General features: G+C 73.0%; 17 protein-coding genes and 1 pseudogene. 4 read left to right on the forward strand and 14 right to left on the reverse strand.

Annotated features, from left to right (window positions below):
• Window positions 1–103 precede the first annotated feature (103 nt).
• From tsaD to tsaB, 3 genes are read right to left on the reverse strand one after another with little or no spacing between them, the layout of a single operon-like run.
• Window positions 104–1,150 carry a tRNA (adenosine(37)-N6)-threonylcarbamoyltransferase complex transferase subunit TsaD gene (gene tsaD, locus ACQPZ4_RS47735; RefSeq protein WP_433052361.1) on the reverse strand — a complete coding sequence of 349 codons (1,047 nt, stop codon included), beginning with the start codon at window positions 1,148–1,150 and terminating at the stop codon, window positions 104–106.
• Window positions 1,137–1,589, reverse strand: a complete 453-nt coding sequence (rimI, locus tag ACQPZ4_RS47740) for a ribosomal protein S18-alanine N-acetyltransferase (RefSeq protein WP_433067051.1) — start codon at window positions 1,587–1,589, stop codon at window positions 1,137–1,139. The genes tsaD and rimI overlap by 14 nt, the downstream gene beginning before the upstream one ends.
• 11 nt (window positions 1,590–1,600) lie before the next feature.
• Window positions 1,601–2,251, reverse strand: a complete 651-nt coding sequence (tsaB, locus tag ACQPZ4_RS47745) for a tRNA (adenosine(37)-N6)-threonylcarbamoyltransferase complex dimerization subunit type 1 TsaB (protein ID WP_433052364.1) — start codon at window positions 2,249–2,251, stop codon at window positions 1,601–1,603.
• Window positions 2,252–2,361: 110 nt separating this feature from the next.
• On the opposite strand from tsaB, the gene ACQPZ4_RS47750 reads away from it, so the two are divergent.
• Complete coding sequence (locus ACQPZ4_RS47750) at window positions 2,362–4,422, forward strand: Hsp70 family protein (RefSeq protein ID WP_433052367.1); 2,061 nt, start codon at window positions 2,362–2,364, stop codon at window positions 4,420–4,422.
• Between the two features lie 114 nt (window positions 4,423–4,536).
• Here ACQPZ4_RS47750 and tsaE read toward each other — a convergent pair whose 3' ends face one another.
• The 10 genes and pseudogenes from tsaE to ACQPZ4_RS47800 all read right to left on the reverse strand — a co-directional run bounded on the left by tsaE (window position 4,537) and on the right by ACQPZ4_RS47800 (window position 15,189).
• Complete coding sequence (tsaE, locus tag ACQPZ4_RS47755) at window positions 4,537–5,016, reverse strand: tRNA (adenosine(37)-N6)-threonylcarbamoyltransferase complex ATPase subunit type 1 TsaE (RefSeq protein ID WP_433052370.1); 480 nt, start codon at window positions 5,014–5,016, stop codon at window positions 4,537–4,539.
• Window positions 5,013–6,077: an alpha/beta fold hydrolase gene (locus ACQPZ4_RS47760; protein WP_433052373.1), complete on the reverse strand. Its 1,065-nt coding sequence runs from the start codon at window positions 6,075–6,077 to the stop codon at window positions 5,013–5,015. The genes tsaE and ACQPZ4_RS47760 overlap by 4 nt, the downstream gene beginning before the upstream one ends.
• A gap of 20 nt (window positions 6,078–6,097) precedes the next feature.
• Window positions 6,098–7,540 carry an NAD(P)H-hydrate dehydratase gene (locus ACQPZ4_RS47765; RefSeq protein WP_433052376.1) on the reverse strand — a complete coding sequence of 481 codons (1,443 nt, stop codon included), beginning with the start codon at window positions 7,538–7,540 and terminating at the stop codon, window positions 6,098–6,100.
• A gap of 24 nt (window positions 7,541–7,564) precedes the next feature.
• Window positions 7,565–9,436 (reverse strand): glutamine--fructose-6-phosphate transaminase (isomerizing), encoded by a 1,872-nt coding sequence (glmS, locus tag ACQPZ4_RS47770; protein WP_433052379.1) that lies wholly within the window; start codon window positions 9,434–9,436, stop codon window positions 7,565–7,567.
• A gap of 85 nt (window positions 9,437–9,521) precedes the next feature.
• A complete protein-coding gene (locus tag ACQPZ4_RS47775) occupies window positions 9,522–10,280 on the reverse strand; it encodes an SDR family oxidoreductase (protein ID WP_433052382.1) in 759 nt (252 codons plus the stop codon).
• Between the two features lie 12 nt (window positions 10,281–10,292).
• On the reverse strand, window positions 10,293–11,639 hold the full coding sequence (gene glmM / locus ACQPZ4_RS47780) for a phosphoglucosamine mutase (protein WP_433052384.1): 1,347 nt from the start codon (window positions 11,637–11,639) through the stop codon (window positions 10,293–10,295).
• A 116-nt stretch (window positions 11,640–11,755) separates the two neighbouring features.
• Window positions 11,756–12,223, reverse strand: a pseudogene (gene rpsI / locus ACQPZ4_RS47785) (30S ribosomal protein S9); the annotation flags it as partial.
• Window positions 12,224–12,408: 185 nt separating this feature from the next.
• A complete protein-coding gene (gene rplM / locus ACQPZ4_RS47790; protein WP_246655830.1) occupies window positions 12,409–12,852 on the reverse strand; it encodes a 50S ribosomal protein L13 in 444 nt (147 codons plus the stop codon).
• Window positions 12,853–13,007: 155 nt separating this feature from the next.
• On the reverse strand, window positions 13,008–14,351 hold the full coding sequence (locus ACQPZ4_RS47795; RefSeq protein WP_433052387.1) for a nitrate/nitrite transporter: 1,344 nt from the start codon (window positions 14,349–14,351) through the stop codon (window positions 13,008–13,010).
• Between the two features lie 124 nt (window positions 14,352–14,475).
• On the reverse strand, window positions 14,476–15,189 hold the full coding sequence (locus tag ACQPZ4_RS47800) for a hypothetical protein (protein WP_433052390.1): 714 nt from the start codon (window positions 15,187–15,189) through the stop codon (window positions 14,476–14,478).
• Between the two features lie 201 nt (window positions 15,190–15,390).
• On the opposite strand from ACQPZ4_RS47800, the gene nirB reads away from it, so the two are divergent.
• From nirB to ACQPZ4_RS47815, 3 genes are read left to right on the forward strand one after another with little or no spacing between them, the layout of a single operon-like run.
• Window positions 15,391–17,874: a nitrite reductase large subunit NirB gene (gene nirB, locus ACQPZ4_RS47805; protein ID WP_433052393.1), complete on the forward strand. Its 2,484-nt coding sequence runs from the start codon at window positions 15,391–15,393 to the stop codon at window positions 17,872–17,874.
• Window positions 17,871–18,188, forward strand: a complete 318-nt coding sequence (nirD, locus tag ACQPZ4_RS47810; protein ID WP_433052396.1) for a nitrite reductase small subunit NirD — start codon at window positions 17,871–17,873, stop codon at window positions 18,186–18,188. The genes nirB and nirD overlap by 4 nt, the downstream gene beginning before the upstream one ends.
• Entirely contained in the window at window positions 18,185–19,327 is a 1,143-nt protein-coding gene (locus ACQPZ4_RS47815; RefSeq protein ID WP_433052398.1) for a uroporphyrinogen-III synthase, read from the forward strand. The genes nirD and ACQPZ4_RS47815 overlap by 4 nt, the downstream gene beginning before the upstream one ends.
• Here ACQPZ4_RS47815 and ACQPZ4_RS47820 read toward each other — a convergent pair whose 3' ends face one another.
• Window positions 19,328–19,573 carry a DUF2630 family protein gene (locus ACQPZ4_RS47820; RefSeq protein WP_433052400.1) on the reverse strand — a complete coding sequence of 82 codons (246 nt, stop codon included), beginning with the start codon at window positions 19,571–19,573 and terminating at the stop codon, window positions 19,328–19,330.
• Between the last annotated feature and the right edge of the window lie 20 nt (window positions 19,574–19,593).

The following is a 19,593-nucleotide window of genomic DNA, read 5'->3' on the forward strand; positions in this document are numbered from 1 at the left end:
ACGCCGCGCGACCGTTCCAACGCCGCGCGACCGAGCGTGGCCGACGCCGCGCGACCGAGCGTGGCCGGCGCCAGGGCGGGCCCGGCGCCGCGGTGGGCGGGCGTCAGGCGGTCACGAGCGTGATGGGCATGGCCGAGTCGGACGGGAGGCCCAGTCGGCCCGGCAGAGCGCCCGCGGCGACCAGGTGGGAGCCCAGCGCCGCCACCATCGCGCCGTTGTCGGTGCAGAGCTTCGGGCGGGGTACGCGCACCGTGATCCCGTACTTCTCCGCGCGCTCCTGCGCCATCGAGCGGATCCGGGAATTGGCCGCCACGCCGCCGCCGATGACCAGGGTTTCGATGCCGTGCTCGCGGCAGGCGTCGACGGCCTTTGCGGTCAGGACGTCGCAGACCGCCTCCTGGAAGCTGGCCGCCACGTCGTTGACCGGGACCGGCTCGCCGTTGCGCTCGCGGGCCTCGACCCAGCGGGCGACCGCCGTCTTCAGGCCCGAGAACGAGAAGTCGAAGCGGTGCTCGGCCAGGTCGCGGGGGCCGGTCAGGCCGCGCGGGAACGGGATGACGACCTGGCCCTCGCGGGCGGCCTTGTCGATCGGCGGGCCGCCGGGGAAGGGCAGGCCGAGCAGGCGGGCCACCTTGTCGAAGGCCTCGCCGGCGGCGTCGTCGATCGTGGCGCCGAGCGGCGTCACGCCGGCGGCCAGGTCGTCGACCCGCAGCAGCGAGGAGTGGCCGCCGGAGACCAGCAGCGCGACCGCGGGCTCGGGCAGGGCGCCGTGCTCCAGGGTGTCGACGGCTACGTGCGCGGCCAGGTGGTTGACGCCGTAGATCGGCTTGCCCGCGGCCAGCGCGTAGGCCTTGGCCGCCGCGACGCCCACCAGCAGGGCGCCCGCGAGGCCGGGGCCGGCCGTGACCGCGATGGCGTCCACGTCGGACAGGGTCACGCCCGCCTTGTCCAGGGCCCGCTGCATGGTCGGGACCATGGCCTCGAAGTGGGCGCGGCTGGCCACCTCGGGCACCACGCCCCCGAACCGGGCGTGCTCGTCGACGCTCGACGCGATCTCGTCGGCGAGCAGCGTGTGCCCGCGGACGATCCCGACGCCCGTCTCGTCGCAGGACGTCTCGATCCCCAGAACGAGCGGCTCAGTCTTGCTCACGCATCATCACCAGTGCATCCGTGTTGCTGGGCTGGTAGTAACCGCGGCGGATGCCGACGGCCTCGAACCCGTACTCCGCATAAAGCCGCTGCGCCGGCGCGTTGTCGACGGCCACCTCGAGCAGCACCTGCCGCGCCCCGCGTCGCTTCGCCTCGGCCAGCAGCGCCTCCAGCAGCCGCCGGCCGATGCCGCGCCGCTGGGCCGACGTGCGCACCCCGAGGTTCTGCACCCACGCCTCGTCGGGACCGGCGACGGCCAGCCCGGCGTAGCCCAGCACCGAGCCGTCGACGTCCAGCGCCACCAGGTAGTAGTGGCCGAGCGCGAGCTCGTTCCAGAACATCCCCGCCGACCAGCGCTCCTCGCCGAACAGCTCGTCCTCGATCGGCAGCAGCTGCTCGATGTGAAACCACCGCAGCTCGGCGAGGTCGACGTCGCGCATCACAGAGCCGGTCACTGCAGCGCCGGTTTCCGCTCACCCGGCAGCACCGCATCGGGCCGCCGCAGGTACAGCGGCGTCAGCGTCTCCCCCGGCGCCTTGCTCCGCACCCGGTCCGCCGCCAGCGCGGCCAGCGCGAGCGCACCCGGATAGCGCGGCCCCTCGACCGGCACCCCGAGCACGTCGGCGTACTTCTCGGCCCCGTCCCCGGCCGCCACCCCGATCCCGGCAAGGGCCAGGTCGGCGGGCTTGGCCACGTCGGGCCCGTCGAGGCGCACCCCGTCCACGTACGTGGCCCAGTAGACCTCCTTGCGCCGCGCGTCCGTCGCCACCAGCGCCCGCCCGGGCAGCACCAGCCCGATCGCGTCGAGCGTGCACACCCCATAGACCGGGATCGCCAGCGCGTGCCCGAGCGCGGCCGCCGTGACCATGCCGGCCCGCAGCCCGGTGAACGGCCCGGGGCCCACGCCGGCCACCACCGCGGCCAGGTCGCCGGGAACCGCCTCGCCCTCGGCCAGCACGGCGGCGATCTGCGGGGCCAGCAGCTCGCCGGCGCCGCGCGCGTCGACCGTCACCCGCTCCGCGAGCAGCGTGACATCGTCGTCGATCCGCGCGAGCGCCGCGGTCACCGCCGCCGTCGCCGTGTCCACCACCATCACCAGCACACCCCAACCTTAGAGGAGGGGTAGGACACTTTCCCTGAGCGGCTCCGTAACGCGCCCGCAACGAGGCACCCCTAGCATCGGCGGCTATCGACGCCCGGGAGAGAGCCGCCGTGAACCCACCGATCCTGGTCGTGGACGTCGGCTCATGGGCCCTGTCCGCCGCCGTCGTCCTGCCGGACCAGCTCCAGCCGATCAAGGAGCCGGTCACCGGAGCGCTGCGCTGGCCCGGGGGCGCCACCCTGACCGGCCGCGACCAGCTGCTCATCGGCAGCCAGGCCGAGCACGCCCGCGACGAGCACCCGCAGCGCTACGTCGACGGCGTCCGCCGCGCCATCGACGCCAACGCCCCCATCTGGCTCGGCGACCGGCTCGTCACCGGCGCCGACCTGCTCGGCACGGCCCTCGACGCCATCGTGCAAGAGGCCCGCCGCTTGTACGGCCCGATCGCACGCCTGGTGATGAGCGCGCCCGTGACGTACCGGACGCATGATCCAAGGCGGGAAACGCTGGTCGCCGCCGCGGCGCTGGCCGGCTTCCCCGACGCCGAGCTCGTCAGCGACGCGAGCGCCGCCGTCCTCGACCCGATGACCTTGCTCGAGGTGCCCGAGGGCGGCTACGTCCTGGTGTGCGACCTCGGCGCGACGTGGACCGCGACGCTGGCGCAGGTGCGGCACGGGCAGCCGGTACCGCTGAGCCAGGAGAGCGCCGGGCACGGCCGCGACCTCGACGTGCTGCTCGTCGCCGACCTGCGGGCCGCGCTGGCGGAGTGGGTCGAGCCCGCGCTGACGGCCGGCGGCGACACGGGCGTGCGGGCCGGCCTGCACGCCCTGGACGTCGTGCGGCGGCTCAAGCACCGGCTCGCCGACCTCCCGGAGGTGACGGGCGAGGTGGAGCAGGGCGTTCCGCCGTACCGGATGGATCGCCGGCTCCTCGACAAGGTCACCGAGCCGGCGGCGCGCTGGTTGATCGCCAGCTGCCGGGCGGTCGTGGCGCGCGCGGGCATCCACCCGGGCGACGTGACCGCCGTCCTGCTCGTCGGCGGCGGGGCGCGCCTGCCGGGCCTCGGCCAGGTCCTGCACAACGGGCTCGGGCGCCCGGTCACCCGCCCGGCCGACCCCGAACTGTCCGTGCTGCGCGGCGCCGCGGCGTGGGTGCGCGGGCGGCAGTCGCGCGCGGTGCCCGCCGACCCGCCGACCTGGCGCGTCGAGCCGCTGTCGTGGACGATCCCGGGCGGCCGCGGGCGGGTGGTGCGGTGGCTGGTGCGGGAGGGTGAGCAGTACGGCCGCGACGCCCTTCTGGCGCAGGTCCGCACGGCCGACGACCGGGTGTTCGACCTGTCCTCCGGCCGCGGCGAGGGCGTCCTGCTCGAGCAGCGGGTCGCGGTGGGCGACGTGGTCGTCTCCGGGGCGGTGGCCGCGCACGCGCGCCTGGAGCCGGCCGGGGTCGAGCGCTTCCAGCTGGCCAAGCGCCACCACCTGCGGGTCGCCGGCGACTGGCTGCTCATGCCGGACCGCCGCACGCTCGTGGAGTGCTCCGGCGACGGCGAGTACGTCAAGGTGCGCGCGATCGCCAGCGGCGCCCTCGTCACCGAGCTGCGGCCGGGGCGCAGCGGGCGGGGCGGGCACGCGCAGGTCGCGCTGGGGCCGGGGCAGCAGCTGGCCCTGGTCACCTGGGACGCCGACGGCCGCTTCGCCGTCTGGGACGTGCTCTCGGGCCGCGTCATGGCCAGCTTTGCCGACGTTCACAAGCCGGATTTGGTACTGCTCAACGAATCCGAATGGCGCCTGCTCGCCACCGGCGAGGGCGCCGCGCACGTCGGACGGTACCGCCGGGACGTCGCCACGGTGTGGGACCTCGCGACCGGGGCCCGCCTCGACCGGATCGTCGGCGAGGACCTCGGCAAGCGGTTCACCGGCTACACCGAGACCAGCCGCGCGGACGCGTTCGCGAGCGAGGCCGAGAGCCCGGACGGCCGGCTGCGCGCGGCCGCGCTGGACGGCACGGTCTCGGTGCGCGACCTGGAGACGGAGGCCGAGGTGTTCCGGGCCGACCTGTCACCGGCGCGCCGGGTGAGCACCGCCTTCTGCCACGAGGGCCGCCACCTGCTCGCCCGCGGCACGGACGACGACGGCGCCTGGGTCGACGTGTGGGAGGTTTTGCAGCCCGCGTGAAACCGGGCATAACCGAAATTTCCGATAAGTCGCGGCGCGCCAGCGCCCGACTTATCGGATCAAAAGCGGAAGTCCAGCGCCCGACTTATCGGACCAAAACCGCAGCGCCGAGCTTCATCGGACCAACGCCGACGTCCGCGCAGACCAGTCGCTGCCACGGGGAATGAGCTCCACGACCCGGGAGTCGTCGTCGCGGCGGTCCAGCCGGATCTCCAGGTGCTCGTCGCTGAGCTGCGACACCACCCCGGACCCCCACTCGACCAGCGTCACCGAGTCCTCCAGCGTCGCGTCGAGGTCCAGCGCGTCGACCTCGCCGATCGGATCGGCCACGTTGCCCAGCCGGTACGCGTCGACGTGCACGAGCGGCACCACGCCCCCGCGCGCGCTGTCCGGCTGATGCACCCGGGCGATCACGAACGTCGGCGAGGTCACGTCCCCCCGCACGTTCAGCCCCGCGCCCACGCCCTGGGCCAGGGCGGTCTTGCCGGCGCCCAGCGGGCCGGTGAGCACGACCAGGTCGCCCGCGCGCAGCACGGCGGCGAGCGCCCGGCCGAAGTCCCGCGTCTCGTCGACGGTGGACAGGATCTTCGTCACGGCAGCACCTTCGATAGGAACGCGTCCATGGCCTCGTTGACCTCGCCGGCGTGCTCGAGCAGCACGACGTGGCCGCCGTCGGCGATGACGTCGAGCTCCGCCTCGGGCAGCACCGAGGTTATCTCCTGCGTGTGGGCGAGCGGCGTCAACACGTCCTTGTCGCCGCAGACCAGCAGGACGGGCACCGACTTCAGCGGGCCGAGCACGAGCAGCCGGGAGTGCGTGTAGAGGGTGCGCAGGTACCGCGCGATGACCTCGGTCGAGGTGGTCGAGTTCATCTTCTCGACGTACGAGACCAGGGCCGGGCTGGGGCGCGCGGTGCCGAACCCGTACCGGCGGGTCAGCAGCCAGGCGAGGTCGGTCGAGGCGCGCCGGCCGCGGTCGATCACGGCCGAGCTGATCGGGCCGGCGAACCCGACCAGCGGCAGCAGCGGCCGGCGGAACCGGGCCACGACCTCGGGGAAGCCGAAGGTGACGGTGTCGAGCTTGCCGGCCGAGGTGGAGATCAGGATGCAGGCCTCGACCCGGGTCTGGAACAGCTCGGGCAGCTGCTCGGCCAGGGCCATGATCGTCATGCCGCCCATCGAGTGCCCGACCAGCACGATCGGGCCCTCGGGGCAGGTCGCCTCCAGCACGGCGCGCAGGCCGGCGCCGAGGGAGTCGATCGTGTACTCCCCCTTCGTCAACCGCCCCGACCGCCCGTGCCCCGGCTGGTCGTAGAGGACCATGCGGTTCTTGCCCTCGTAGTGCTTGCGCTGGAAGTGGAACGTGCCCATGTCCAGGCAGAACCCGTGGACGAACACGAGCGTCGGCCCGGGGCCGTCGACCACCTCGACGTGCAGGTCGATCCCGTCGTCGGTGGTGACGGTCAGCTCCTCGTCGAAGTCCCAGACCCCGAAGTCCTCGTCCGTGTACGGGTCGTCGGCGTTCTTGGACCGGCGCACGATGTACCGCTCGGTGGCCACCCCGGCGGCGACCCCGGCCGCGGCGAGGCCGACGATCGCCCCGATGATCCCGGCCGTGCGCTTGCGACTGCCGCCCTTCACCACCTCGGTACCCATACCAAGAGCCTAAACGGTCGTTACCGGCGAGTTAAGCTCCCGACGGCTTCGCGCAGGTGGGCGGCCACATCGGCGGCGGTGACCGGCCCGTGCTCGGCGGCCCGGCGGCCGGCCAGCCCGTGGACGTAGGCGGCGGCGACCGCGGCGTGCTCGGCCTGCAGCCCGCCCGCGAGCAGGGATCCGAGCAGCCCGGCCAGCACGTCCCCGGTGCCGCCGGTGGCGAGCGCGGCGGTGCCGGTCGGGTTGACGTACACCCGGCCGTCAGGGGTGGCCACGATGGTCCGGTCGCCCTTGAGCAGGACCACCGCGTCCATGCGCGCGGCCAGGCCCGCGGCCGCGGCGATCCGGTCGTCGCCCGGCGCCCCGCCGGACAGCCGCTGGAACTCCCCGTCGTGCGGGGTGACCACGGTCGGCGCGTCCCGCTCGCGCAGCCAGTCGGCCATCCGCGCGTCGGCGAGCAGGGTGAGGGCGTCGGCGTCGAGGATCGCCGGCACCGGGGCGCCGAGGACCGCGCGCAGCTCGCCGTAGGAGCGCTCGTCGGTGCCCAGGCCGCTGCCGCACACCCAGGCCTGCACGCGCCCGGCGTCGGGCACCCGCTCGGTGGCGATGACCGTCGGGTGGTGGAAGCGCACGGCGTCGGCGGCGCCCCCCGCGTACCGCACGAGCCCCGACGGCCCCGCCAGCGCCCCGGCGGTGGAGAGCACCGCGGCCCCCGGGTACTTGTCGCCGCCGGTGGCCAGCCCCACGACCCCGCGGGAGTACTTGTTGTCGTTGGCCTGCGCCCGCGGCCACCACGCGGCGATGTCGTCCGCGTCGGGGACGTAGAGGGCCGGGTCGCCGTCGAGGTGCCCGGTCAGGCCGATGTCGACGAGCTCGACCAGCCCCGCGTGTACCGCCCCCGCCCCGACCAGCAGCCCCGGCTTGAGGACGCCGAACGTGACGGTGATGTCGGCGTGGATCGCCATGCCGGTCACCGCGCCGGTGTCGGCGTCGACCCCGGACGGCACGTCGACCGCGATCACCGGCGCCCCGGCCAGGATTCCGGCCACGTCGGCGACCCGGGAGGCGACCGGCTCGCGCAGCCCGCCGTGCCCGCCGATGCCGAGAATGCCGTCCACGACAAGATCGACGTTTCGGTACGACGGCGCCTGCTCGCCGAGCCGCCCGCCCGCCCGGTACAGCGCCTCGGCCCCGCCCCGGTGCACCCGGTCCGGGTCGAACAGCAGCGCGTCGACCCGGGCGCCCCGGCGGGCCAGCCGAGCGCCCGCGTGGAGCGCGTCGCCGCCGTTGTTGCCCGGGCCGACGAGGAGCAAAATGCGCGCGCCGTACACCCGGGGAAGGGTGTCGGCGCAGCGCCGGGCCAGGCCCGAGGCGGCGCGCTGCATGAGCGCGCCGTCGGGCAGGAGCTTCATCACGGACTCTTCGGCCGCGCGCACCTGCGCGACCCGCCAGGCTGCTCTCACGGGAACAACCCAACCACACCGTCCCTATTCGACGGTGACGGACTTCGCCAAGTTGCGCGGCTGATCCACGTCGTGCCCCCGGGCCGAGGCGATCTCGCAGGCCAGGACCTGCAGCGGGACCGTGGTGACCAGCGGGGCGAGCAGCGTCGGGGTGACCGGGACGTAGAAGAGGTGATCCGCGTACGGCTTCACCGCCACGTCGCCCTCCTCCGCGATCACGATCGTGCGCGCGCCGCGGGCCCGGACCTCCTGGATGTTGGAGACCACCTTGTCGTGCAGCACGCCGCGGCCGCGGGGCGAGGGGACCACGCAGATGACCGGCGTGCCCTCGTCGATCAGCGCGATGGGGCCGTGCTTGAGCTCACCGGCGGCGAAGCCCTCGGCGTGCATGTACGCCAGCTCCTTGAGCTTCAGCGCGCCCTCCAGGGCCACCGGGTAGCTCACGTGCCGGCCGATGAACAGCACGCTCTTGGCCTCGGCCAGCTCGCGGGCGAGCTCGCGGATCGGGGCCATCATGTTCAGCACCTGCTCGATCTTGGCCGGCATCTCCTGCAGCTGGGCGACGACCGCGCCGACCTCGTCCGCGTACTTCACCCCGCGCACCTGGGCCAGGTGCAGCCCGACGAGGTAGCAGGCGACGAGCTGGGTGAGGAACGCCTTGGTGGAGGCGACCGCGATCTCCGGCCCGGCGTGGGTGTAGAGCACGGCGTCGGACTCGCGCGGGATCGTCGAGCCGTTGGTGTTGCAGACGGCGAGTACCCGGGCCTTCTGCTCCTTCGCGTGCCGCAGCGCCATCAGGGTGTCCATGGTCTCGCCGGACTGGGAGATGGACACCACCAGCGTGGAGCGGTCGAGCACCGGGTCGCGGTAGCGGAACTCGCTGGCCAGCTCGACCTCGCAGGGGATGCGGGTCCAGTGCTCGATCGCGTACTTGGCGACCATGCCCGCGTGGTACGCCGTGCCGCAGGCGACGATGAACACCTTGTCGACGTCGCGCAGGTCCTGGTCGGTCAGGCGGACCTCGTCGAGCATGAGGTCGCCCTGCTCGTTGAGCCGGCCCAGGAGGGTCTCGGCGACCGCGTGCGGCTGCTCGGCGATCTCCTTGAGCATGAAGTACTCGTAGCCGCCCTTCTCGGCGGCGGAGGCGTCCCAGTCGATGTGGAAGTTCTTGCCCTCGGCCGGGTTGCCGAGGAAGTCGGTGATCACGATCTCGGACCCGCTGATCAGCACGACCTGGTCCTGGCCGAGCTCGACCGCCTCGCGGGTGTGCTCGATGAACGCGGAGACGTCGCTCGCCAGGTAGTTCTCGTCCTGGCCGCGGCCCACGACGAGCGGGGAGTTGCGCCGGGCGCCGACCACCACGCCGGGGGCCCGCACGTCGACGGCGAGCAGGGTGAACGCGCCCTCCAGCCGGCGGCAGACGGACCGCATGGCCTCGGCCAGCCGCGCGCCCGGGGTGTCGCCCTCGGCGTCCACGAGGGCCTGGGCGAGCAGGTGGGCCGCGCACTCGGAGTCGGTGTCGCTGGCGAACTCGATGCCGCCGTTCTCCAGCTCGGCGCGCAGCTTGGCGAAGTTCTCGATGATCCCGTTGTGGATCACCGCGACCCGGCCGTCGAACGAGCGGTGCGGGTGCGCGTTGCGGTCGGTCGGGCCGCCGTGGGTGGCCCAGCGGGTGTGGCCGATGCCCGTGGTGCCGGTGCCGAGGCCGTGCCCCTGCTCGTCGGCCAGGGCCTTCTCCAGGTTGGCGAGCTTGCCGGCGCGCTTGGCGGTGAGCAGCTCACCGTTCACGATGGCCACGCCGGCGGAGTCGTAGCCGCGGTACTCCAGCCGCCGCAGCCCGTCCAGCACGATGTTCAGAGCCGGCCGGGCGCCGGCGTACCCCACGATTCCGCACATGCCCGTACCGTAGCAGAATTTCGAGCAGAGCCCGTGCGCGAAACTGTCGCATACGCGCACGGGAAATGCGCACGAACGGCTGACCCTAGATAAGTGACGATCGGATCTGCGCGCCGCCGTCCACGACCAGGGTCTGGCCCGTCATCCAGCGTGACGCAGGACCGGCCAGGAAGGAGATGACATCGGCGATGTCGTCCGGCTCGCCGATCCGGCCGAGCGGGAGCTTGTCGTTGAGGTAGTCCTCGTTGCTCTCCCACAGCCCGCGCGCCAGGTGGGTGCGCACGATCCCGGGCGCCACCGCGTTGACCCGGACCGGGGCCAGCTCGGCGGCCATCTGCCGGGTCAGGTGGATGACGGCGGCCTTGGTGGCGTTGTAGTAGCCGATCCCCGGCTCGGTGAGCACGCCGCCGACCGACGCCACGTTGACGATGGTGCCGCTGCCCCGCTGGGCCATCGAGGCCTTCCAGACCAGCTGGCTCCACAGCACCGGGCCGAACTGGTTGAGCCGCACGGTCTTCTCGGCCCGGACCGGGTCGATGTCCATGAGCGGGCCGAAGTACGGGTTGGTGCCGGCGTTGTTCACCAGCACGTCGATCGCGCCGAAGTGCTCCATGGCCGCCTCGACCACCACCGCCGCCTGCTCCGGCTCGGCGGCGTGGGCGGCGCGGGTGAGCACGCCGACGTCCGGGAACTGCGCGGTGATCTCGGCCGCGACCTCGTCCAGGGCCTCGATCTTGCGGGAGGTCAGCACCACGTTGCAGCCCTCGGCGGCGAAGGCCATGGCGCTGGCCTTGCCGATTCCGCGGGACGCACCGGTGACGATCACTGTGCGGGCATCAGTCATGCGCGCACGTTACTACTGGGTAGGGCTGACCGTCCGCACGATGTGAGCGATCCGCTCGGCCGCGGCCCTGGCGATCTCCTGCGTGCCGGCCTCGACCATGACGCGGACGAGCTGCTCGGTGCCGGAGGGGCGCAGCAGCACCCGGCCGGTGCCCCCGAGCTCGCCCTCGACCTGCTTGGCCGCGTCGAGCACCTGCGGCGAGCGGGCGGCCGCGGCGCGGTCCAGCACCGGTACGTTGATCATGACCTGCGGCAGCCGCTTGACGACCTCGCCGAGCTCCTTGAGGCTCTTGCCCGAGCGCTCCATGCGGCCCATGAGGTGCAGGGCGGTGAGCACGCCGTCCCCGGTGGTGGCGAACGCCGGCATCACGATGTGCCCGCTCTGCTCGCCGCCGAGCGCGAGGCCCTTGGCGCGCAGCTCCTCCAGCACGTACCGGTCGCCGACCTTGGTCTCCAGCAGCCGGATGCCGGCCTCGGCCATCGCGAGCTTCAGGCCGAGGTTGCTCATCACGGTCGCGACCAGGGTGTCGTCGGTCAGCAGGCCGGCCTCGCGCATGGACAGGGCCAGGATCGCCATGATCTGGTCGCCGTCGATCTCGGTGCCGTCCGCGGCCACCGCGATGCACCGGTCGGCGTCGCCGTCGTGCGCGATGCCCAGGTCGGCGCCGTGCTCGACGACGGCCGCGCGCAGCTGGTCGATGTGGTTGGAGCCGCAGTCCTCGTTGATGTTGAGGCCGTCGGGGTCCGCGTTGATGGCGATGACGGAGGCACCCGCGCGGCGGTAGGCCTCGGGCGCGGCGGACGAGGCGGCCCCGTTCGCGCAGTCCACGACCACGGTGAGCTCGGCCAGCGGGCTGGGCAGCGAGGTCAGCAGGTGCTGGACGTAGCGGTCCTCGCCGTCGGCGTAGTCGGTGACCCGGCCCACGCCGGCCCCGGTCGGGCGGCGGTGGGTGCCGTCGTCCATGAGCCGCTCGATCTCGTTCTCGACCTCGTCGGGCAGCTTGTGCCCGCCGGCCGCGAAGAGCTTGATCCCGTTGTCCGGCATCGGGTTGTGCGACGCCGAGAGCATCACGCCGATGTCGGCCTCGAGCACGCCGGTCAGGTAGGCCACGGCCGGCGTCGGCAGCACCCCGACGCGCACCACGTTGGCGCCCGCGCTGGTCAGGCCGGCCACGACGGCCGCCTCCAGCATCTCCCCGCTCGCGCGGGGGTCGCGCCCGACCACCGCGACCGGGGCGTGGGAGTGGTCGTGCTCGAACAGGGCCTGGGCCGCCGCGATGGCGACCGCCATGGCCAGCTCGGGAGTCAGGTCGGCGTTGGCCCGCCCCCGGACTCCGTCGGTGCCGAAGAGTCGCCCCATCGCGAAACCTCCCAAGGTCGAACCCACCGCGCGCGCTTCGCCCGGCCCCTACCGCCCGAACAACACGAAACGGCCGGGCGCCCACCTCCAGGGTGGCACCCGGCCGACGTGCTTCGTTAGCGCTTCGAGTACTGAGGCGCCTTACGGGCCTTCTTCAGACCGTACTTCTTGCGCTCGGTCGCACGGGCGTCCCGGGTCAGGAAGCCGGCCTTCTTGAGCGCGGGGCGGTCGTCCGGGTCGTTCTCGATCAGGGCCCGGGCGATCGCCAGACGCAGGCCGCCGGCCTGGCCGGTGGTGCCGCCGCCACGCAGGTTGGCGAAGACGTCGAACTGCTCCGCCTTCTCCACGATCACCAGCGGCTCTTTCACCGACTGCTGGTGCACCTTGCTCGGGAAGTAGTTCTCCAGCTCGCGGCCGTTCAGCAGGAACTTGCCGGTGCCGGGGACCAGGCGGACCCGGACGATGGCCTCCTTGCGGCGGCCGACGGTCTGGATCGGCTGGCCGGCGCGGCGGGCGCGGGTCGGCGTCGTGCTGGTCGCGGTCGCGGCCGGAGCCGCGGTCGCGGCCGGGGCGGCCGGAGCCGCGGCGGCGGGGGCCTCAGCAGCGGCCGGAGCCTCGGCAGCGGCGGGGGCCTCAGCGGCAGCGGGAGCCTCAGCGGCCTCCGGAGCCTCAGCGGCGGCGGCAGGGGTCTCGACGGTCTCGACGGCCTCGGCGGCCGGCGTCTGGTCGGCGGTGGTCTCGTCGGTCACGCTCAGTCCTTCGTCCGCGCTCACTGCGCGATCTGCTTGATCTCGAACGGCTGGGGCAGCTGCGCGGCGTGCGGGTGCTCGGCGCCCGCGTACACCTTCAGCTTGTGGATCTGGCGCGCACCCAGCCGGTTGTGCGGGAGCATGCCCTTGACGGCCAGCTCGATCGCCCGCTCCGGGTTCTTGGTGAGCAGCTCCTCGTAGCCGACCCGCTTGAGACCACCCGGGTAGCCCGAGTGGCGGTAGGCCACCTTCGTCTGGCGCTTGTTGCCGGTCAGCGCCACCTTGCCGGCGTTGATCACGATGACGAAGTCGCCGGTGTCCACGTGCGGGGCGAACGTCGGCTTGTGCTTGCCGCGCAGCAGCGTCGCAGCGTGCGTGGCCAGGCGGCCGAGCACCACGTCGGTGGCGTCGATGACATGCCACACGCGCTCGATCTCACCCGGCTTCGGGCTGTACGTACCCACAGGTCTACCTTGCTTCCACGTCGTCGGTCTGGGGTGCGTCTCGATGACGGCACACAGAGCGCACGGTCATCCAGCGTACCCGAACGGTGGGAACGCCTTGTCATCGCACAACAGCAATCCACGATACTCGGCGTCCCCAGCGGAACAAAATCGGGTCAGACTTCCGGGAGCCGCCGCGGCGAGCGCCGGAGGTAGACCGCCCACGTGACGAGGACACACAGGGCGTAGAAGGCGATGAAGGCGACATAGGCCCCATCACCGGACTTGTACGTCAGGAAGGACTGCCGGAACGCCAGGTTCACGAGCACGCCGCCGGCCGCCCCGACCGCCCCGGCGACGCCGATGAGCGCGGTCGCCAGCCGCCGGGCCTCGCGCTCGTCGTCCGGATGCCTGGCCTTGAAGATCGCCGGGATCATCTTGTACGTCGATCCGTTCCCGAGCCCGCTGCAGAGGAACAGGAACACGAACCCGGCCACGAACAGCGGCAGCGAATGCCCACGGGAGGCGAGCAGCACCGTGCCCGCCCCGAGCGCCATGGCCACGAAGTTCCAGAAGGTGACCCGCGAGCCCCCGAACCGGTCGGCCAGCAACCCGCCGACCGGCCGGACCAGCGAGCCGAGCAGCGGACCCAGAAAGGTCAGGTAGGCCGCCTTGACCGGGGTGTCGAAGTCGGCCTTGAACTGCACCTGCAGCACCTGCCCGAAGGCGAAGCCGAAGCCGATGAACGAGCCGAACGTCCCGATGTACAGCAGCGACATGATCCATGCGTGCCCGTCCTTGATCACGTCCCGCATGGCCCGCTTGTCGTTCGAGGCGTGCGTCAGGTTGTCCATGTAGACGGCGGCCAGCAGCGCCGCGACCACGATCAGCGGGAGATAGATCAGGACGATCAGCCGCGGATGGGCGGCCCCGGCGGTGGCCAGCACGAGCAGCCCGACCAGCTGGACCGCGGCCACCCCGATGTTCCCGCCGCCGGCGTTGATCCCCAGCGCCCAGCCCTTGAGCCGCTGCGGGTAGAAGGCATTGATGTTGGCCATCGAGGAGGCGAAGTTGCCGCCGCCGACCCCGGCCACCGAGGCGGCGATGAGCAGCGTGGTGAACGAGACCCCCGGCTGCAGCACGATCCCGGCGTAGACCGTCGGGACGAGGAGCAGCAGCGCGCTGAAGATCGTCCAGTTGCGCCCGCCGAACGTGGCCACGGCGAACGTGTACGGCAGCCGCAGCACCGCGCCGACCAGCGTGGGCGCGCTCGTGAGCAGGAACTTCTGGGCCGGGTCGAGCCCGTAGCGGGGGCCCAGGAAGAGCACGAAGACCGACCACAGGCTCCAGATCGAGAAGCCGATGTGCTCGGACAGGATCGAGACGACCAGGTTGCGCCGGGCCACCCTGGCCCCGGTCGCGGCCCAGAACGCGGGGTCCTCGGGCCGCCATTCGTCGATCCACCGGCCACCGCGCCGCGGCGCGGGCTGGGACTGCGGCTTGTCCACGGCGAGAGTCATGGCCGCGAATGTAGGAACGACCCGTTTCCGCCCGTCGCACCGAAGTTGACGAGCCCGAAACGGAAACCCCACGGCGGCGGGATCCCGGTTGTGAGATCCCGCCGCCGTGGGGTTCAGCGAGCGATCAGGCCTTCTTGAAGGTCCACGTGCCGGTGTCGTCCGCGCCCGCGGGCGGGGACAGCTTCAGGGTGCCGCTGCCGCACTCGTACGCGCTCTTCTTGAGGATCGGCTGCGAGTCGACGGCGCCGCCGGTGTTGGTGGTGCCGCTCCCCGCGAACTCGGCGATCGAGACCTTGTCGGCCACGCGCTGGGCGACCGGCGCGGTCAGGTCCACGGTCACCGTGAGGGTGCTGAAGTCCACGGAGCCGGTCGGCTCGAGCGTCCCGGTGGTGCCGGACGGGCTCTTGATCGCGCCGTTGACCTTCCCGCCGTACGAGAAGCTGCCCTTCACGTCGTTGCCCGAGACGGAGAACGTGAAGGTCACCGGCTGCATCGGGCCGAAGTCGACCTGCGTCTTGCCGCCGGAGTCGATGGTCAGCAGGGTGCCGCCGCCACCTTGGAAGTTGCCGCCCACCGGCCCGGAGAGCTTGCCGGTGATGTTGTCCGCCTTCCAGGTCCCGACCAGGCACGACGCCACGGATCCCTGCCCGCCGCCGGTGGTCCCGTTGGTGTCGCCCGAGGCGCCCGTCGAGGCGGTGGCCGTCGAGCCCGCGCCGGGAACGCCGGAGGCGCCCGCCGAGGCCCCGGCGCCGGGGCTGGCCTTGTCACCACTGCATCCGGTGAGCCCGATGCTGAGCGCCGCAACGGCCGCGAGTGCGGCCTTGCCGGTCGTGCGCATCTGCTTCCTCCTCGCTGCTGTATAGGGGTCCATGGTTGTGTACCCCGCCGTGGACCGTCGCCAATCTACCGTGGGGGGATCTGGCACGGAGATTCGAGCACAGCTCGGTAACGGCCTGCTCAAGTTGCGTGTGAGTCGCTCTTAGCAGGCGCGAAACATTCGGGACCTATCGGCGAAACCGCCCTTCGGCAGCCTTTGGCCATGTCCGAAGCGGTCGCGGGGTCAGATTCGTCGAGGAAAGTGGTCGTGGTCGGCCACGGCATGGTCGGGCACCGGTTCGCCGAGGCGCTGGCGGCGCGCGACCCGGAGCGCCGGTGGCAGGTCACCGTGCTGGCCGAGGAGGGCCGCTCGGCCTACGACCGGGTGCGGCTCTCGGCGTACTTCGACGGCGTGTCCGCCGCCGACCTGACCTACGACGTGCCGGCCGGAGTGGACGTCCGCCTCGGCGAGCCGGCCCTCGCCATCGACCGGGGTGCGCGGCGGGTGGTGACGGCGCACGGGGAGTACACCTATGACGCCCTGGTCCTGGCGACGGGCTCGTCGGCCTTCGTGCCGCCGATCAGCGGGGTCGATCAACAGGGCGTCTTCGTGTACCGCACGCTCGACGATCTCGACGCGATCCGCGAACACGCGCGGGGGCGTGAGGTCGGGGCGGTGATCGGCGGCGGCCTGCTGGGCCTGGAGGCGGCCAACGCGCTGCGGCTGCTCGGGCTGCGCACGCACGTGATCGAGTTCGCCCCGCGGCTCATGCCGGTGCAGGTCGACGCGGCCGGCGGGGCGGTGCTGCGCCGCTACGTCGAGGACCTCGGGGTGCGCGTGCACCTGGGCGCCGGCACGACCGCGATCCGCGCGACCGCGCCGAGCGGGCGGCTCGGGCTGACCCTCTCCGACGGCGCCCACGTGCCCGCCGACATCGTGGTGGTCGCGGCCGGCATCCGGCCCCGCGACGAGCTGGCCCGGGCGGCCGGGCTCGCCGTCGGGGCGCGCGGCGGGGTGGTCGTCGACGCCGGCTGCCGCACCGAGGACCCGGCGATCTACGCGATCGGCGAGTGCGCCGAGGTCGGCGGGCGCTGCTACGGGCTGGTCGCGCCCGGGTACGCGATGGCCGAGGTGGTCGCCGACCGGCTGCTCGGGGGCGCGGCCGAGTTCCCCGGCGCGGACACGTCGACCAAGCTCAAGCTGCTCGGCGTCGACGTCGCGAGCTTCGGCGACGCCCTGCGCGAGGACCTGCTCGACGTCGTGTACCTGGACCCGGCCAACGGGCGCTACGCCAAGCTGGTGCTCTCCGACGACGCTCAGACGCTGCTCGGCGGGATTCTGGTCGGGGACGCGGGCGCGTACCCCACGCTGCGGGCCAGCGTCGGCGGCCCGCTGCCCGGCCACCCGCTCGCCCTGCTGGCCGGGGACGCCGCCCAGGCCGACGTCGCGCTGCCCGCCGCGGCCCAGGTGTGCAGCTGCAACGCGGTGACCCAGGGCCAGGTGGTGGCCGCGATCGCCGACGGCTGCACGGACGTCCCCGCGCTCAAGGAGTGCACCCGGGCCGGGACCAGCTGCGGGTCCTGCGTGCCGCTGCTGAAGAAGATCCTCGCCCAGCAGGGTGTCGTGGCCTCGAAGGCGCTGTGCGAGCACTTCGAGTACAGCCGCGCCGAACTTTTCGACATCGTGCGCATCCGGGAGATCCGGACCTTCTCGGAGCTGATCGCCGGCCACGGCCGCGGGCGCGGCTGCGACGTGTGCAAGCCGACGGTCGCCTCGATCCTCGCCTCGCTGCACAACGACTATGTGCTCGACGGGGAGCAGGCCTCGCTGCAGGACACCAACGACCACTTCCTGGCCAACATCCAGCGCAACGGCACCTACTCGGTCGTCCCGCGCATCCCGGGCGGCGAGATCACGCCGGAGAAGCTGATCGTGATCGGCGAGGTGGCGCGGGACTTCGGGCTGTACACGAAGATCACCGGCGGCCAGCGGATCGACCTGCTGGGGGCCCGGGTCGAGCAGCTGCCGGCGATCTGGGGCCGCCTGGTCGCGGCCGGGTTCGAGTCCGGGCACGCCTACGGCAAGGCGCTGCGCACGGTGAAGTCCTGCGTCGGCTCGACCTGGTGCCGGTACGGCGTGCAGGACTCCGTCGCGCTCGCCATCGAGCTGGAGCTGCGGTACCGCGGGCTGCGCGCCCCGCACAAGCTCAAGTCCGCCGTGTCCGGGTGCGCCCGCGAGTGCGCCGAGGCCAAGGGCAAGGACTTCGGCGTCATCGCCACCGACCAGGGCTGGAACCTCTACGTCGGCGGGAACGGCGGCTTCCGGCCCCGCCACGCCGACCTGCTCGCCGCGGACCTGTCGACCGCGGAGCTGATCCGGCTGGTCGACCGGTTCCTGATGTTCTACATCCGCACCGCCGACCGCCTGCAGCGCACCTCGGCCTGGGTCGAGGGGCTGGAGGGCGGCCTGGACTACCTGCGCGCGGTGATCGTCGAGGACTCCCTCGGCATCGCCGAAGAGCTCGACGCCATGATGGCCCGCCACGTCTCGTCGTACGCGGACGAGTGGCGGGCGACGGTCGAGGACCCGGAGCGGCTGGCGCGGTTCGTGTCGTTCGTCAACGCCCCCGGCACCCCCGACCCGACGATCTCCTTCGTTTCCGAACGCGGACAACCCGTCCCCGTCGTCCTAGGAGCGCGCCCGTGAACTGGACCGCCGTATGCCCGTACCTCCGGCTGGAGCCGGACCGTGGGGTGGCCGCCCTCGTCGGCGGCGAACAGGTGGCGCTCTTCCGCGTCTTCGACGGCGGCCTCTACGCCATCGGCAACGTCGACCCGATCAGCGGCGCGGCCGTGCTCTCCCGGGGGATCGTGGGCAGCCGCGGCGACCGCCCGGTGGTGGCCTCGCCGATGCACAAGCAGGCCTTCGACCTCACCACCGGCGAGTGCCTCGACGAGCCCGGGATCAGGGTTCCGGTGTACTCCGTGCGGGTCAACGACGGCATGGTGGAGATCGCGTGAGCTCCGGGAGCACGCTGGCGTCGCGTCTCGAGTCGGCCGAGGACCTGCCCCTGGCCGGCTTCACCGTGGCGGTGACCGCCGACCGGCGCCGCGACGAGCTCAGCGCCCTGCTGGAGCGGCGCGGGGCCCGGGTGGTGCTCGCCCCGGCGCTGCGGATCGTGCCGGTGGCCGACGACACCGAGCTCAAGGCCGCGACCGTGTCGTGCGTCGACATCGCCCCGGACATCGTGATCGCCACGACCGGCATCGGGCTGCGCGGCTGGATCGAGGCGGCGGAGGGCTGGGGCCTGGGCGAGGCGCTGCGCACGCGGCTCGGCGAGGCGTACCTGATCGCCCGCGGCCCCAAGGCCAAGGGCGCCGTCCGCGCCGCCGGGATGCTGGAGAACTGGTCCCCGGAGACCGAGAGCTGCGACGAGGTCCTCGACTACCTGATCTCGGGCGGCTACCGGGGCGGGATCCGGGGCCGGCGCATCGCCCTGCAGCTGCACGGCGAGCCGCACCCGGAGTTCACCACGGCGCTGCGGGACGCGGGCGCGATCGTCGTGGAGATTCCGGTGTACCGCTGGGCGCCCCCGGTTGACGCCGCCCCGCTGCGCCGCCTCGTCGACCTGATCTGCTCGCGCCTGGTCGACTCGGTCACCTTCACGTCGGCCCCGGCGGTCAGCTCGCTGCTGCGGGTGGCCGGCCCGGAGGCCCCGGACGTGCTGGAGGCGCTGCGGACCGACGTGCTGGCGGCCTGCGTGGGCCCGGTGACCGCGGCGCCGCTGCAGCGCCTGGGCGTGCCGGTCGCGGCGCCGTCCCGGGCCCGCCTGGGCGCGCTGGTGCGCATCCTGGTGGACGAGCTGCCCAAGCGCTCGCCCACCCTGCAGGTCGCGGGCGCGGCGGTGACCCTGCGCGGGCACGCCGCGATCATCGACGGCACCCTCAAGCCGCTCGCCCCGGGCCCGATGGCGGTCCTGCGCGCGCTGGCCGCCTCCCCGGGCCGCGTGCTGTCCAGGGCCGCGCTGCTGCGGGAGCTGCCGCGCGGCGCCGACGAGCACGCGGTGGAGATGGCGGTGGCCCGGCTGCGGGCGGCCCTGGGCGGCTCGTCCTTCGTCCAGACCGTGGTGAAGCGGGGGTACCGCCTCCGGGTGGACTGACTACTGCAGGTAGTGCTCGACCTCGTCGACGGAGTGGGCCTCCACCTCGTCGGGGGAGACGCCCTGCAGCTTGGCGGCGCGGCGCCGGCGCATGAGGTCCCAGAGCTGGTCGAGCTGCTCCTCGACGGCGCGCAGGCGGTCGTGCTCGTCCTGCTCGGTGATCTTGCCGGCCTGCAGCTGGGTGCGGAGCTTGTGCTCCTCGTCGACCAGGGTGGAGATCTGGTGGATCAGCGTCTTCTCGTCCATGGTCTGCATCATCCACCACG

It is taken from the genome of Dactylosporangium sp. CS-033363, assembly GCF_050942475.1.
Classification (GTDB): domain Bacteria; phylum Actinomycetota; class Actinomycetes; order Mycobacteriales; family Micromonosporaceae; genus Dactylosporangium.

Bases quoted from the DNA above. Each gene is read 5' to 3' on its own strand.
- glmS (WP_433052379.1), bottom strand. From the start codon at position 9,436: ATGTGCGGAATCGTGGGGTACGCCGGCGCCCGGCCGGCTCTGAACATC.
- ACQPZ4_RS47775 (WP_433052382.1), bottom strand. From the start codon at position 10,280: ATGACTGATGCCCGCACAGTGATCGTCACCGGTGCGTCCCGCGGAATC.
- ACQPZ4_RS47820 (WP_433052400.1), bottom strand. From the start codon at position 19,573: ATGGACGAGAAGACGCTGATCCACCAGATCTCCACCCTGGTCGACGAG.
- glmM (WP_433052384.1), bottom strand. From the start codon at position 11,639: ATGGGGCGACTCTTCGGCACCGACGGAGTCCGGGGGCGGGCCAACGCC.
- nirB (WP_433052393.1), top strand. From the start codon at position 15,391: ATGTCCGAAGCGGTCGCGGGGTCAGATTCGTCGAGGAAAGTGGTCGTG.
- rimI (WP_433067051.1), bottom strand. From the start codon at position 1,589: ATGCGCGACGTCGACCTCGCCGAGCTGCGGTGGTTTCACATCGAGCAG.
- ACQPZ4_RS47800 (WP_433052390.1), bottom strand. From the start codon at position 15,189: ATGCGCACGACCGGCAAGGCCGCACTCGCGGCCGTTGCGGCGCTCAGC.
- ACQPZ4_RS47760 (WP_433052373.1), bottom strand. From the start codon at position 6,077: ATGGGTACCGAGGTGGTGAAGGGCGGCAGTCGCAAGCGCACGGCCGGG.
- ACQPZ4_RS47795 (WP_433052387.1), bottom strand. From the start codon at position 14,351: ATGACTCTCGCCGTGGACAAGCCGCAGTCCCAGCCCGCGCCGCGGCGC.